Raw genomic sequence first — 14,047 nt, forward strand, 5'->3', positions numbered from 1 at the left:
CCGCGACCGCCCGTAAGCTGTATCAGCCATCTATACGCCTGACAGGCTTCCCCGGAGCTCCTCTTGCCCAGCCCCTACCGCGCCATCTTCGCCGCCCCCGGAACCAGGGGTTTCTCGGCGGCGGGATTCTTCGGCCGGATGCCGCTCTCCATGATGGGGATCGGCGTGGTGACGATGGTGTCCCAGATCACCGGCCGTTACGGGCTCGCCGGTGCGCTCTCGGCGACGCTCGCCATGGCCGCTGCCGTCATGGGGCCGCAGATCTCCCGGCTGGTCGACCGGTACGGGCAGCGCCGGGTCCTGCGCCCGGTCACCCTGGCCTCCGTCGCGGCGGTCGCGGGGCTCCTGATCTGCGCCCAGCAGCGGCTGCCGGACTGGACCCTCTTCGTCTTCGCCGCGGGCGCGGGCTGCGTCCCGAGCGTGGGTTCGATGGTCAGGGCGCGCTGGGCCGAGATCTACCGGGGTTCCGGCCGGCAGCTGCACACCGCGTACGCCTGGGAGTCGATCGTCGACGAGGTGTGCTTCATCTTCGGGCCGATCATCTCCATCGGCCTGTCCACCGCGTGGTTCCCGGAGGCCGGGCCGCTGCTCGCGGCCGGGTTCCTGGTGATCGGCGTCTTCTGGCTGACGGCCCAGCGCGCCACCGAACCGAGACCGCACCCCAAGGAGCACCACTCGGGTCGTTCGCCGCTCCGCTCGACCGGTCTGCAGGTCCTGGTGGTCACCTTCGTCGCCACGGGCGCGATCTTCGGAGCGGTCGACGTGGTGACGGTGGCCTTCGCGGAGGAGCGCGGCCACAAGGCCGCGGCCAGTCTCGTACTGGCGGTCTACGCGTTGGGGTCGTGTCTCGCCGGAGCCGTCTTCGGCCTGCTGCACCTCAAGGGGAAGTCGTCCACGAGGTGGCTGGTGGGGGTCTGCGCGATGGCCGTGAGTATGATCCCCCTCCAATTGGCCGGGAGCCTGCCGTTCCTGGCCGTGGCGCTCTTTGTCGCGGGTCTCGCCATCGCACCGACGATGGTCACCACCATGGCCCTCGTCGAACAGCACGTACCGCGCACCCAGCTGACCGAGGGCATGACCTGGACCAGTACCGGGCTCGCCGTCGGGGTGGCGCTCGGCTCCTCCGCCGCCGGATGGATGGTCGACGCCTCCGGGGCCGAGGCGGGGTACGCGGTGCCCGCGGTGGCGGGAGCGCTCGCGGCCGCGGTGGCGTTCCTGGGGTATCGCCGGCTCGCCGAGCCGGTTCCTACGGGAGGGCGCGGGGAAGATGACCGACACCTACGCACGGACGACGACGAGCACGTGGCGTAACTGGGCGGGAAACGTCACCGCCCGGCCGGTACGGACCGTGTCCCCCGCCTCCGTCGACGAGCTCGCCGAGGTCCTCCGCAAGGCGTCCGAGGACGGCCTGACGGTCAAGCCGGTCGGCACCGGTCATTCGTTCACCGCGGCTGCGGCGACCGACGGTGTGCTGATCCGCCCCGGTCTGCTCACCGGGATCCGGGAGATCGACCGCTCGGCGATGGCGGTGACCGTCGAGGCCGGCACGCCGTTGAAGCGACTCAACCTGGTGCTCGCCCGCGAGGGACTCTCGCTCACCAACATGGGCGACATCATGGAGCAGACGGTCGCCGGTGCCACCTCCACGGGTACCCACGGCACCGGTCGCGACTCGGCTTCCATATCCGCGCAGATACGCGCGCTCGAACTGGTCACCGCGGACGGCAGGGTGCTTCGCTGTTCGAAGAGCGAGAACCCTGAAGTCTTCGCGGCCGCCCGGATCGGACTCGGCGCACTCGGTGTGGTCACCGCGGTCACCTTCGCGGTGGAGCCGGTCTTTCTGCTCAGGGCACGCGAGGAGCCGATGGCCTTCGACAGGGTCACCGCCGACTTCGATCAGCTCGTAGCCGAGAACGAGCACTTCGAGTTCTACTGGTTCCCGCACACGGGCAACTGCAACACCAAGCGCAACAACCGCAGCGCTGGCCCCGCCGATCCGCCCGGAAGGATCAGCGGCTGGATCGAGGACGAGCTCCTCTCCAACGGGATCTTCCAGGTCGCCTGTTCGGTCGGCCGGGCCGTCCCGGGGGCGATCCCGTCCCTCGCCAAGCTCTCCAGCCGCGCCCTGTCGGCCCGTACGTACACCGACGTTCCCTACAAGGTGTTCACCAGTCCCCGGCGGGTGCGCTTCGTCGAGATGGAGTACGCGCTGCCGCGCGAGGCCGCGGTCGAGGCACTGCGCGAGGTCAAGGCCATGGTCGAGCGCTCGCCGCTGAAGGTCGGCTTCCCTGTGGAGGTCCGGACGGCGCCCGCGGACGACATCACGCTCTCCACGGCCCACGGCCGCGAGAGCGCGTACATCGCCGTGCACCTGTACCGCGGCACCCCGCACCAGGCGTACTTCACAGCCGTCGAACGGATCATGACGGGCTATGCCGGCCGCCCGCACTGGGGGAAGGTCCACACCCGGGACGCCGAGTATCTGGCCGGGGCCTACCCGAAGTTCGGCGAGTTCACCGCCGTACGCGACCGGCTCGACCCGGACCGGCTGTTCGCCAACGACTATCTGCGGCGCGTTCTGGGCGACTGAACCGGGCGGCGCCGCGCGGACGGCCGGTCACCGGCCTGCGTCCGACCCCGCCGTGGAACCGTCGCTCTGTTCCTGGGCCTCGCCGGTTCCGCTCGGGTCCGGTGCCGCCGGAGCTCCGTCGCCGGGCGCCGTCGGCGTGGCGGTGGGATCCGGGGCCGGGTCTCCGCCGGGGCCGGAGGGAGTGGTGCCGGGCTCGGCCGACGAGCCGCCGCTCCGGTCCGGAACCGGGTCCGGGGCCGTGCTCCGCCCGTCGTCCGCGTCCGTGCCGGGTGTGGTGCCGGTCCCGCTGCCCGGATCGCTGCCGTGGTCACCGTCCTGCTCCTCGCCGGTACTGCCCGAGGGCTCCGGAGCGGTCGTTCCGGTGTCCCGTTCGCCGTGTACGACGGAGCCGACGGTCGTTCCTCCACCCCCGCTGAGGTCGTTGCCGGAGGCCAGTTCGTAGGCGGTGATACCTGCCATCGACAGGGCGAAGACGGCAACCGCCGCGAGCGCCGAGCGCCGTGCGCCCCGGATCCGCGTGCCGTGGGTACGGGCGTCCGAGTACGCGTCGGGCAGGACCTGGCCGACGAGCAGCTGCGTGGCATCCGCGTCGGCCCGCAGCAGCTGCGTACGCTCCGGGTCGGACTCCACGGTGCGTAGGACCGTCGTCGCGTCGTCGCCCGGGAGCCGTGCCGGCCGCAGGACCGTCGTCGGTGCGTCACCGGGGTGCCGTTGCGGCTCCGGAGCCGTCTCCCGCGTGAGTACGGCCACCTGACGGCCGGCCGGATGCTTCACCTGGACCGTGACTTCGCGGATCTGTTCACCCGTGCGACGGAAAAAGTGCTGGAAGACCGACCCCCCGCAGGTGGCGACCACGCTCATCACACCCGCGCCGGCGATCGTCCCGTACACACCCAGCTGCGAAGCCATCACCGCCGCGGCGACCGCTGCGACGGCGCTCCCCGCGACCTGCGGCAGGCTCAGCTCTATGCGCTTCTGCCCGGGTTCCGCATCCCTTTGCGGCTTCTGATCCATTACCAGCCCTTGCTCGACAACTACCCCACCCTGCACCAAGAAGGGACATATGAGCGAAAGGAATAGTTCCGATTCTGGAGATTGTGTGAAGCAGCACACGCATTGAGGGCATAGCGCCGACAACTGGGTAGCCCAACTCCCGTGCCCGGCGAGAACTTCGGCGGCGCGCCGGTCCACCCTCGTGGCCCGAATGGAGTACTGTGGCGAGCCCTGGGGCCGGACTCCCACATGGGTATCCGGGACCTGCGGGAGGGGGCCGAAGACGGCACTCGAACCGGCGGCGCCGCGGCATCGCACGGGCGCCAGCGACACAGAGCGACCACCTGGTCACCATGTGTCGCAAACAGGTAACCGTGCCATGGTGGCGATCCAGGGCCAACGCCCGACACGCCGGGTAACTTGGCAAGGTTGTGGCAGGCTGCACCCGGGCAGGCCACACTCGACTAGCGGAAGCAGCGACGCACGTGACGTCGGCAGGCACCACCCGGGAGGTTCCCATGCCCGAACTGCGTGTCGTGGCCGTCTCAAACGACGGCACACGACTGGTGCTCAAGGCTGCGGACAGCACGGAGTACACGCTTCCGATCGATGAGCGGCTGCGTGCCGCCGTGCGCAATGACCGCGCCAGGCTCGGCCAGATCGAGATCGAGGTGGAGAGCCACCTCCGCCCCCGCGACATCCAGGCACGCATACGAGCCGGTGCCTCCGCGGAGGAAGTCGCCCAGTTCGCCGGAATCCCCGTCGACCGTGTGCGCCGCTTCGAGGGCCCCGTCCTCGCCGAGCGCGCCTTCATGGCCGAGCGGGCCCGGAAGACTCCCGTGCGCCGCCCCGGCGAGAACACCGGCCCCCAGCTCGGCGAGGCGGTGCAGGAGCGTCTCCTGCTGCGCGGCGCCGACAAGGAGACCGTCCAGTGGGACTCCTGGCGCCGAGACGACGGCACCTGGGAGGTCCTCCTGGTGTACCGGGTCGCGGGCGAGCCGCACTCGGCGAGCTGGACGTACGACCCGCCCCGCCGGCTGGTCCAGGCGGTGGACGACGAGGCGCGCTCACTGATCGGCGAGACGGACGACGTCGCCGCGCCGGAGCCCAGCTTCCCGTTCGTGCCGCGGATCGCGCGGCTGCCGCGCGACCGGCCGCTGGACCGTGCGCTCGACCGTCAGATCGAGCGCCCCACTCCCCCGGCACCGGAGCCGGAGGAGCGCATCAGCGGTGTGTCGGCCGGCGAGCGCGACTCGCTGACCAGCCTGCTGGAGGCGGTGCCCAGCTTCCGTGGCGACATGGTCGTCCCGGAGCGTCCCCAGCAGCCCGAACCGCCGGCGATCGAACCCGCTTCCCAGGAGCCGGTGGCCGACGAACCGCCGGCTGCTGCCGCGTCCGCGGGTGCGGGTTCCGCCTATGCGGACGTGCTCATGCCGCGCGCGGTGGCCGGCCACCGCGACCGGCTGACCGGGACGACGGACCGGCAGGCCGAGGCGGACGGAGTCCGTCCGGGCCGCCGGGCAGCGGTGCCCAGCTGGGACGAGATCGTCTTCGGTACGCGCCGGAAGAAGCAGGACTGAGGTCCATCCGGATGCCCGTGGCATGACGAGGGCCCGTACGCCGCCGCGTACGGGCCCTCGCTCTGTCCGGACGCGGTCGCGTCAGCTGGGGTCCGGCCCGGTCGCGACGGGGCGGGACTCGTCCGAGGACCACTCGGACCAGGAGCCCGCGTACAGCGCCGCCCGGTGCCCGGCGATCTCCAGTGCCAGCACCTCATGAGCGCCCGAGACACCCGAGCCGCAGTAGACGCCGACCTCGGTGCCCCCGTCGGCCCCCAGGGCGGCGAAACGGGAGGCCAGCGATCCGGCGGGGAGGAAGCGCCCGTCCTCGGCCACGTTCTGCACGGTCGGTGCCGATACCGCGCCGGGGATATGACCGCCCACCCGGTCGATCGGCTCCACATCGCCCCGGTAACGCTCCGCGGCCCGCGCGTCGAGGAGCAGTCCGGAGCGGGCGAGTGCCGCGGCGGCGTCCGCGTCCAGCAAGGGGAGCGCGCCCGGTTCGGGCCGGAAGTCGCCCTCGGCAGGCTCCGGAACCTTCGTCGAGAGCTCTCCGGTCCATGCCGCGAGACCGCCGTCCAGAACCCGGACGTCGGGGTGGCCGGACCATCGCAGCAGCCACCAGGCGCGGGCCGCCGCCCAGCCCTGGCCGCCGTCGTAGACCACCACCGGCGTGTCGTGGGAGACCCCTGCCCGCCTCATGGCCGCTCCGAAGGTCTCCGGCCGGGGCAGCGGGTGGCGCCCGCCGCTGCCCGCCTGACCGGCGAGCTCCGCGTCGAGGTCGATGTACACCGCGCCGGGAATGTGCCCGGCTTCGTAGTCGGGGCGGCCGTGAGGACCGCCCAGCTGCCAGCGGATGTCCAGGAGCACCGGGGGACGCGGCCCTGCCGACTCGCTCACGTATTCGGATGCGGTGATGATGGGCTTCATATGTGCCATCTTCGCGCAGACCGCGCCCCGCACAGGGCGATACCAAAACGGATGTACCGCATCAAATCGGTCTTCGCGCATGCAGAACCCGGAAAATGCGGCGCGGCCGGGGTGCCTGTGGAGCTCGGTGGTGCGAGCATCTGCACGGAGCGTACACACCCGTATCCGTACCGCTGGACGGCGTACCGGCCCCGTTCCCCCCGTACGGCCACGACGATGGTCCGAGGAGAGAAAAGAAGATGACCGAGGCTGCCGCCCGGCGCACGCCCGGAGCACCTTGCTGGGTGAGTCTGATCGTGCACGGCCTGAGCACGACCCAGGAGTTCTACGGCAATCTGTTCGGCTGGGAGTTCCGGCCGGGACCCGCAGAGCTCGGACCGTATGTCCGCGCGCTGCTTCACGGGAAGGACGTCGCAGGCATCGGCCAGCTTCCTCCCGACCGCCACCTGCCGATCGCCTGGACCACCTATCTCGCCACCGAGGACGCCGATCTCACCGCGGAGGTCATTCGGGCCTGCGGTGGAACGGTCGCCGTCGGACCGATCGTCGCCGGGAGCGCGGGCCGTCTCGCCATCGCCTCCGACCCGAGCGGAGCGGTCTTCGGTATCTGGCAGGCCGCCGCGCACGTCGGTACGACCCTGGCGGGCGAACCGGGAACCCCTGTCTGGAACGAGCTGGTGACGCGCGAGACGTCCTCGGTCGCCAAGTTCTACCAGGCCGTGTTCGGGTTCGAGCTGGAGGCGGTCGTCTCGGCCGACTTCGACTACCAGACACTGCATCTGGAAGGCCGCCCCGTGGCGGCCCTCCACGGGGTGGGCCATGCGCTGCCGCGCGACCGGGGACCGCACTGGATGACCTATTTCGAGGTGTCCGACACGGACGACGCAGCCGCGCGTGTGGTGGAGCTCGGCGGACACGTTCTGCAGCCGCCGCGGGAGGGGTCGAGCGGGCGGCTCGCCACGGTCGCGGACCCGGAGGGTGCGGTGTTCACGATCGTGCGATCGGCGGACCGCTGAGCCCTGCCCGGCCGCGCCCGGCATCCTGCGGCACGGCGTTCGTGGCCGGTCAGGCGCCTCCCAGCAACCCGCCGAGCAGTCCTCCCAGCAGATCGCCGAGCGGCCCGCCGGGCGGGTCCTCCGCGTCCGGACCCTGGGCGTCATCATCGCCGCCGGGCGAGCCCTCGGTACCGGAGCCGCTGCTTGTCTCCGGAGCGGGCGCCGGCACCGAGGGCTCGCCCGGCGATTCCCCGCCGCCCCCACCGGCCTGCGCGGCCCCGTCGGACGTCCGGGGTCCGGGCGTGGGCGCGGCATCCAGGGTGGGGATGTCCGCGGGGTCGGAGGACGCTTCGACCGGCCGCTGAACGGTGGGCCGGGCAGCAGCCGACAGGCGTTCCTGATCGGGTGTCACCGGACCGGGCGTGCCGAGCGCGGATTCGGTGGGCGAGGTGTCCCGGGACTCAGCAGGCCGCTCCCCCGCCTCGCGCTCCAGGCCCAACGCCCGGGGCAGTTGGAAGAAGGGCGCGCTGGAGTCGCCTCCGATCAGCGCGGCGACCACGGTCGTGGCGTAGCAGGTGCAGCAGAGCGCGGTAACGGCCCCTGCGCGACGCCAGGTACGGCTGCGCTTCCCGGTGGAGTCGACGAAGACCGCCCGGGTGGGCGGCACAACGGTGCGGGAGTCCGCGTCGTCACCGACAGCGGCGACGGCGGGTGCCCTGCCGTCCACGGCCGGGTCCTCGACACTGTTCGCGCCGCTGCCGCGACGAAGGGCATCGCCCTGACACCTGTCCGTTTCGTCGCCCGTGGCCATGTCGGCCCGTTTGCTCCGTATCTCGTCCACTGTCGCGCTGCGTATGCCCACGTGCGTCTCCACCTGTGTCGGCCTGCCGGATCGCTCGTCGGCAGGGGTCGTCCGTTGCCGGGGTCCGCGCCACGCGCGCGCTGAAGAGGTCCGGCAAACGGCGCCGGACCCGTCCCCTCCGCTGGCTGTTCGGATCCAAATGCCCTATGGATTGGTCCGATTGGCCGGTAACCGGACAACTGCCGATCGCACCCACGGGTAACGGGTCCTGTCCTCATCAGGCTACGCGAACTCGGCGTGCACAAAGGCGACTTGGCCGCCTGTGACGCGCCTTCTCCGCCGTCCTCGCGGGCGTGAACGGCTGGTACTCGACAATCGGCCGGAACCAGCACGGCACGGTTGCACTCCAGGCCGTGGCGTCCGCGTGAAGGCGCTCGGCCGTGTTTTCCGGCCGAGCGTTCTGTGTGGGCGGCCGTTGAGCCGGACGGTGACGACGTCGAGGTGGCACGGCACGGTGAACCATGGCGTACGGAGTCGACAACGTTCAGTCGGAGCCCATCGGCAGGACGTCGGGCGAGAGCGCGCCGGCGTGGACGGAGCCGCTCGTCATACGGCGACGATGGTGACGTCGGCACAGCACCTCGTAGCCGACGTCCGCAGCGGGGCTGCTCACGTCACCGACGACGACCTGCTCACCTTCCACCACCATCTCGCCGCCCACGGTGCGGGCATTGTGCGTCGCACGCGCCCCGCACCAGCACAGCGCCTCCACCTGCAGCGTCTCGACACGGTCCGCCAGCTCGAACAGCCGCCGCGAGCCCGGGAAGAGCTTCGTGCGGAAGTCGGTGGTGATACCGAAGGAGAAGACATCCAGGTCAAGGTCATCCACGATGCGTGCCAGTTGATCGATCTGCACGGGCTCCAGGAACTGCGCCTCGTCCACGATCAAGTAGTCGACCCTGCCGCCCTGCGACACCCGGTCGACGACGTAGGCGTACAGATTCATGCCCGCCACCGCCTCGACCGCCTCCGTCACCAGACCGAGCCGGGAGGAGAGCTTTCCCTCCCCCGCGCGGTCGTCCCGGGTGAAGTTCAGACCCTGCAGCCCTCTCGCCGACCGGTTGTGCGCAATTTGCAGCGCGAGCGTGCTCTTTCCGCAGTCCATCGTTCCGGAGAAGAACACAAGCTCGGGCATGAGGAGTTGAGCGCCTTTCGGGTCGTGCGTGGTGGGGTGGGGAGGAGTTACGAGCGTACTTCGAGGAGCGGGACGAGCTGCTCGGCCGGGGTCAGCGAACCGTGCATGCCGGCCATCACGGACTCATGGGGCTCGTTGACCGACGCGGTGATCACCACGTCGTCGTGCGCGGCCGCCACCACGTCCCCGATCCTGCCGTGGACCCGCTCGTCGACCCGCGGGCCGAACCAGCCGGCCTCGATCGCCTCGTCCCGGCTCGCCACCCAGAACTGCTCGCCGAGCACTTCGCGCCAGACGGTCAGGACGTCGTTCTGCGCCCCGGGCACCGCGTACACGTGACGGGCCCGCCCTTCGCCGCCGAGCATGGCGACTCCGGCACGGAGCTCCCAGTCCTCGTCGAAGTCGATCCTGGACTGCTCGTCGAACGGGATGTCGATCATGCCGTGGTCGGCGGTGATGTACAGCGCCGACCGGGGCGGGAGCTGCTCGGCGAGGCGCCGGGCCAGCCCGTCGACATACATCAGCTGGCCCCGCCAGGCGTCGGAGTCGACGCCGAAGCGGTGCCCCTTGCCGTCGACCTCGCTGTAGTACGTGTAGACGAGCGACCTGTCACCGGCGGCGAGCCGCTCCGCGGCCAGGTCCATCCGGTCCTCGCCCGAGAGCCGGCCGAGGAACGAACCGCCGCTGAGCGCGACCTTGGTGAGCGGAGTCTGTTCGAACGTGGGCGCGGAGACCTGGGCCGTGCGCACACCTGCCGCGTCGGCGAGCTGGAAGACGGTGGGATACGGCTGCCAGACCTTGGGCTCGGTCCAGGGCTTCCAGCGGAGCTGGTTCATCAGCTCACCGGTCTCCGGATTTCGCGCGGTGTAGCCGGGAAGGCCGTGCTCGCCGGGCGCCAGCCCCGTACCGACGGAGGCGAGCGAAGTCGCGGTGGTGGACGGGAAGCCCGACGTGATCGGGCGGCCCGTGCCGCCGCGGGACGTGGGGAGCAACGAGTACAGGAAGGGCGCCTCGTCGGGGTGTGCCTTGATCTGCTCCCAGCCGAGTCCGTCGATCAGGAAGACGCAGTTCCGGTCGGCGGGGGTCAGCTCCGCGAGCGTCGCCTCGAAGCCGGGTACACCCTGCCCCGCGGCGATCGTCGGGAGCAGGTCCGCGAGCGAGCCACTGCCGTACTCGGGAACGGGAGCGCTGTCGAGAGTGAGCAGAACGGGGTCCTGCCAGGCCGGCTGGGCCATCAGCGGCCGGTCGCCGCGGTGGCGGCCGTGGCCTCGGAGAGGGCCTGGGCGAAGGCCAGGGTCTGGCGCACGGTGTCCGGTCCGTCACCGGCCTCACTGACCCGCAGGCTCAGGTCGTCGGCGGTGGAACTGCCGGTGTAGCCGTGGTCGGCCTCGCAGTTGGGGTCGCCGCAGGCGGCGGGCTCGAGGTCGATGCGGGAGACCGCGCCCCATCCGATGGTCAGGACGACCTCGCGGGGCAGGGTGCCGGGCACGTACTTCTCGGGGTCGGCGACCACGCGGCTGACCACGACGGAGGAGATCCGGTCGAGCTTGACCGACTCGGTGGACGTCGTGGCGTACGGCGTCGGGGAGCTGGTGTCGGCGGCCTGCTCGTCGGTGTGGCTGACGATGAAGCGGGTGTCCGTCAGGACCAGGACCGTGACATGGCGACGCACCTCGTTGGAGTCGAAGGTGGTCTCCTGGTGCACCAGGTACGACGCGACAGGCTCACCGCCGACGGCGGCCTCCACCGCCTCGGCCACGAGGGCCGGGTAGTAGCCGCTGCGCTCGATCGCCGCGCGCAGCCCCTGGGTCGTCGTACCGGTCTTTGCCATAGGGACCATCCTACGGGGGGCCGGTGGCTGCCGGGGACGCCGTGGTGAGGTCCGGGGGCGGTCAGTAGTTGGGGAGTCTGCGGGGACCGAGATCGGTACGGGCCGGAGGCGGCGCGAGCCGGACGCTCGCCCCGAGAACGGTCAGGCCCTGCGTGGCGACGACGACGGGCTCCAGCGCGACCGACACGACCTCGGGGTGGTCGTCGACCAGCCGGGACACCCGCAGGAGGAGCTCTTCGAGCGCCGCGGTGTCCGCGGGAGCGGAGCCCCGCCAGCCGAACAGCACGGGCGCGGCCTTGATCGACCGGATCAGCTCCGCCGCATCACGGTCGGTGGCCGGTACGAGGCGGTGGGCCACGTCTCCGAGCAGCTCGGAGGGTGCGCCGGCCAGACCGAAGGACAGGACGGCTCCCGCGGCGGCGTCGATCGAGGCCCGTACGACGGTGTCGACGCCGCGCGGCGCCATGGCCTGGACGACGGGCCGCAGCTCGGCAGGCGTACCGAGGAGCTCGGTCAGTTCGCCGTAGGCCCGGCCCAGGGCGCTCTCGTTGGCGAGGTCGAGCCGGACACCGCCGAGGTCCGCGCGGTGCCGGAGGTGGGGGGCGGTCGTCTTGAGCGCCACCGGGTAGCCGAGCCGCTCGGCGGCGACGGCGGCGGCCTGCGGGTCGGGGGCCGGAAGGGCGGGCCGTACGGCGATGCCGTAGCGGCCGAGCAGTTCGGCTGCCTCGTCGTGGGTGAGCGGACGGCCCTTCGGATCGGGACTGGTGCCGAGCAGCTCCTCGATCAGGGCGGCCGCCCCCGGCTCGTCGATGGTCTCGTCCAGGAACTCGGGAATCTTCCCGGGCATGGCCGCCTGCCGCCGCCACTGCGCGTACTTCACGGCCTCGGAGAGCGCCCGGACGGCACGCTCGGCGGCCGGGTAGGCGGGGATCCGCCCGGTCCGGGGCTGCGGACCGAGCGCGTCGTCGGGCTCTTCGCCGCGTTCGGCGGTGCCGCTGCTCCCGGCCCCGGCGGCACCGTCCCGGCCGGTCCCCTCCCGGGCTGCCGTGCCGGCACGCGACGCGTCCGGCCGCGAGGTACCGGCCGGGGGCTCGCCGCCCGGTCCCCGCTCGCCGGCCCCGACGGTCGCCGGGTCGCCTGTCGCGTACGGGGCCGGTGTCGGCGCCGCTGTCCCTGATCCGCCGGCCGGGGTCGCCGTGCTCGCGGCCGCGGCCAGAGCCTCGGCCAGGCCGCCGATCTCGACGTGCACCACGGCGACCGGCTTGGCCGGGCCGGTGGCCGCCGCTTCGCGCAGGGCCGCGGCGAGCACCTCACCTTCGCCCGTCTCCGCTTCGCCGTTCTCTCCCACCCAGGGGATCGCGGTCACGATCACGGCGTCGCAGGTCTGGTCGGCGAGCGCCTCGGCCAGGGCGTCCCGGAAGTCCTGCGGCCCGGCCGCGGTCGTCAGGTCGCGCGGCGGGCGCGGGCGCAGTCCCTCGGCGAGGCAGGCGTCGTAGGTGAGGAGGCCGAGGGACTCGGAGTTGCCGAGGATCGCCACCCGGGGACCGGCCGGCAAGGGCTGATCGGCGAGCAGCAGGCCCGCGTCGACCATCTCCGTGACCGTGTCGACGCGGATCACGCCGGCCTGGCGCATCAGTGCGGAGACCGTCGCGTCGGGGATCCGGCTGACGGGGACGGCGTGGCCGGGCGGGGTGGAGCCGCTGTGCCGGGCGCCCTTGACGACGACCACGGGCTTCACGGCGGCGGTCCGGCGGGCGAGCCGGGTGAACTTGCGCGGGTTGCCGAGCGACTCGAGGTAGAGGAGGGCCACATCGGTGTCCTGGTCCTCGAACCAGTACTGCAGGAAGTCGTTGCCGGAGACGTCGGCCCGGTTGCCTGCGGAGATGAACGTCGAGAGCCCCGCGCCGCGCCTGTGCAGGCCGGCCAGCAGGGCGATCCCGATCGCGCCGGACTGGGTGAACAGCCCGATGCGTCCGGGTGCGGGCGATTCGGGTGCGAGCGAGGCGTTCAGCCGGACGGCGTCGGAGGTGTTGATGATGCCGAAGGCGTTCGGACCGATGATCCGCATCCCGTACGAACGGGCCTGCCGGACGAGTTCGCGCTGGCGCTCCCGGCCTTCGGCGCCGCGCTCGGCGTAACCGGCGGAGAGGACGACGAGGCCCTGGACCCCGTGTTCACCGCAGTCGGCCACGGCTTCCGGCACCCGCTCGGCCGGGACGGAGACGATCGCGAGGTCGACCTGCTCGCCGATCTCCCCCACGGAGCGGTGCGCGGGCACACCGTCGACCGTGGCCTGCTCGGCGGCGAAGGACCGGTTCACCGCGTAGGTGCGCCCGGTGAAGCCCGAGCCGAGAAGGTTGCGCAGCACCGTGCGGCCCACTCCGCCCGGGGCGCGGCCGGCGCCGACCACGACGACGGAGCCGGGGGCCAGCAGTCGCTGCACGGAGCGCGCCTCGGCCCGCTGTTCACGGCCGCGCTGGACGGCGAGGGACGCCGCGGTGGGTTCGAGGTCGAGCGTGAGGTGGACGGAACCGTCCTCGAAGCTGCGCTGCTGGGTGTAGCCGGCGTCCCGGAACACCTTGATCATCTTGTTGTTCGCGGGCAGCACCTCGGCGGCGAAGCGAACGATGCCGCGCTCGCGGGCAACCGCCGCGATGTGTTCGAGGAGCGCCGATGCCACGCCGCGCCCCTGGTGGGCGTCCTGGACGAGGAAGGCGACCTCGGCCTCGTCGGCGGGTGCGGAGGCCGGCCTGCCCTGTTCGTCGATCCGGTCGAAGCGGACGGTCGCGATGAACTCTCCGCCGATCGTGACGGCCAGCCCCACCCGGTCGACGTAGTCGTGATGGGTGAAGCGGTGCACGTCCTTGGCGGAGAGACGTGGATAGGGGGCGAAGAAGCGGTAGTACTTCGACTCGTCGGAGACCTGCTCGTAGAAGCTGACCAGCCGTTCGGCATCGTCCGTGGTGATCGGCCTGATCCTGGCGGTACCACCGTCGCGGAGCACCACGTCCGCTTCCCAGTGGTCGGGGTACGCGTGGTGCGGACTCTGCTCCGGCGTGGGCTCCATGGGCAAAGCCTACGGCCGCCGCACCGGTCGCGGACGGATCGTCGCGCGGGCAGTCTGAGGGAGCCGATCGGCGGTGGCGGCCGGG

Annotated in this window: 11 protein-coding genes; 4 read left to right on the forward strand and 7 right to left on the reverse strand. The window is 71.8% G+C overall.

What is annotated here, in order from left to right:
- Nucleotides 1-63: 63 nt before the first annotated feature.
- Both ACFW9O_RS23370 and ACFW9O_RS23375 read left to right on the forward strand, forming a co-directional pair.
- Complete coding sequence (locus tag ACFW9O_RS23370; RefSeq protein ID WP_384611848.1) at nt 64-1,311, forward strand: MFS transporter; 1,248 nt, start codon at nt 64-66, stop codon at nt 1,309-1,311.
- On the forward strand, nt 1,268-2,590 hold the full coding sequence (locus ACFW9O_RS23375; RefSeq protein ID WP_384611850.1) for a D-arabinono-1,4-lactone oxidase: 1,323 nt from the start codon (nt 1,268-1,270) through the stop codon (nt 2,588-2,590). Before ACFW9O_RS23370 ends, ACFW9O_RS23375 begins: the two co-directional genes overlap by 44 nt.
- Before the next feature lie 27 nt (nt 2,591-2,617).
- Here ACFW9O_RS23375 and ACFW9O_RS23380 read toward each other — a convergent pair whose 3' ends face one another.
- Nucleotides 2,618-3,604, reverse strand: coding sequence for a hypothetical protein (locus ACFW9O_RS23380; protein WP_384611851.1), 987 nt, complete (start codon nt 3,602-3,604; stop codon nt 2,618-2,620).
- A gap of 497 nt (nt 3,605-4,101) precedes the next feature.
- Here ACFW9O_RS23380 and sepH point away from each other — a divergent pair, with 497 nt between their 5' ends.
- Nucleotides 4,102-5,163, forward strand: coding sequence for a septation protein SepH (sepH, locus tag ACFW9O_RS23385; RefSeq protein WP_384611852.1), 1,062 nt, complete (start codon nt 4,102-4,104; stop codon nt 5,161-5,163).
- 81 nt (nt 5,164-5,244) lie between these two features.
- Here sepH and ACFW9O_RS23390 read toward each other — a convergent pair whose 3' ends face one another.
- Nucleotides 5,245-6,072, reverse strand: a complete 828-nt coding sequence (locus tag ACFW9O_RS23390) for a sulfurtransferase (protein WP_384611854.1) — start codon at nt 6,070-6,072, stop codon at nt 5,245-5,247.
- A 239-nt stretch (nt 6,073-6,311) separates the two neighbouring features.
- On the opposite strand from ACFW9O_RS23390, the gene ACFW9O_RS23395 reads away from it, so the two are divergent.
- A complete protein-coding gene (locus ACFW9O_RS23395; protein WP_384611855.1) occupies nt 6,312-7,088 on the forward strand; it encodes a VOC family protein in 777 nt (258 codons plus the stop codon).
- A gap of 49 nt (nt 7,089-7,137) precedes the next feature.
- Here the strand turns inward: ACFW9O_RS23395 and ACFW9O_RS23400 are convergent, their stop codons facing one another.
- From ACFW9O_RS23400 to ACFW9O_RS23420, 5 genes are all read right to left on the reverse strand, one after another.
- Nucleotides 7,138-7,929 (reverse strand): hypothetical protein, encoded by a 792-nt coding sequence (locus tag ACFW9O_RS23400; RefSeq protein WP_384611857.1) that lies wholly within the window; start codon nt 7,927-7,929, stop codon nt 7,138-7,140.
- Nucleotides 7,930-8,413: 484 nt separating this feature from the next.
- On the reverse strand, nt 8,414-9,064 hold the full coding sequence (locus tag ACFW9O_RS23405; protein WP_384611859.1) for a thymidine kinase: 651 nt from the start codon (nt 9,062-9,064) through the stop codon (nt 8,414-8,416).
- A 47-nt stretch (nt 9,065-9,111) separates the two neighbouring features.
- Nucleotides 9,112-10,299, reverse strand: coding sequence for an alkaline phosphatase family protein (locus ACFW9O_RS23410; protein WP_384611861.1), 1,188 nt, complete (start codon nt 10,297-10,299; stop codon nt 9,112-9,114).
- The gene (locus ACFW9O_RS23415; protein WP_329206686.1) at nt 10,299-10,895 is read right to left on the reverse strand and encodes a DUF5998 family protein; all 597 of its coding nucleotides are present in this window, start codon (nt 10,893-10,895) and stop codon (nt 10,299-10,301) included. Before ACFW9O_RS23415 ends, ACFW9O_RS23410 begins: the two co-directional genes overlap by 1 nt.
- A gap of 61 nt (nt 10,896-10,956) precedes the next feature.
- Nucleotides 10,957-13,962 carry a GNAT family N-acetyltransferase gene (locus ACFW9O_RS23420; protein WP_384611863.1) on the reverse strand — a complete coding sequence of 1,002 codons (3,006 nt, stop codon included), beginning with the start codon at nt 13,960-13,962 and terminating at the stop codon, nt 10,957-10,959.
- Nucleotides 13,963-14,047 lie beyond the last annotated feature (85 nt).

It is taken from the genome of Streptomyces sp. NPDC059499 (genome assembly GCF_042749285.1).
Lineage (GTDB): Bacteria > Actinomycetota > Actinomycetes > Streptomycetales > Streptomycetaceae > Streptomyces.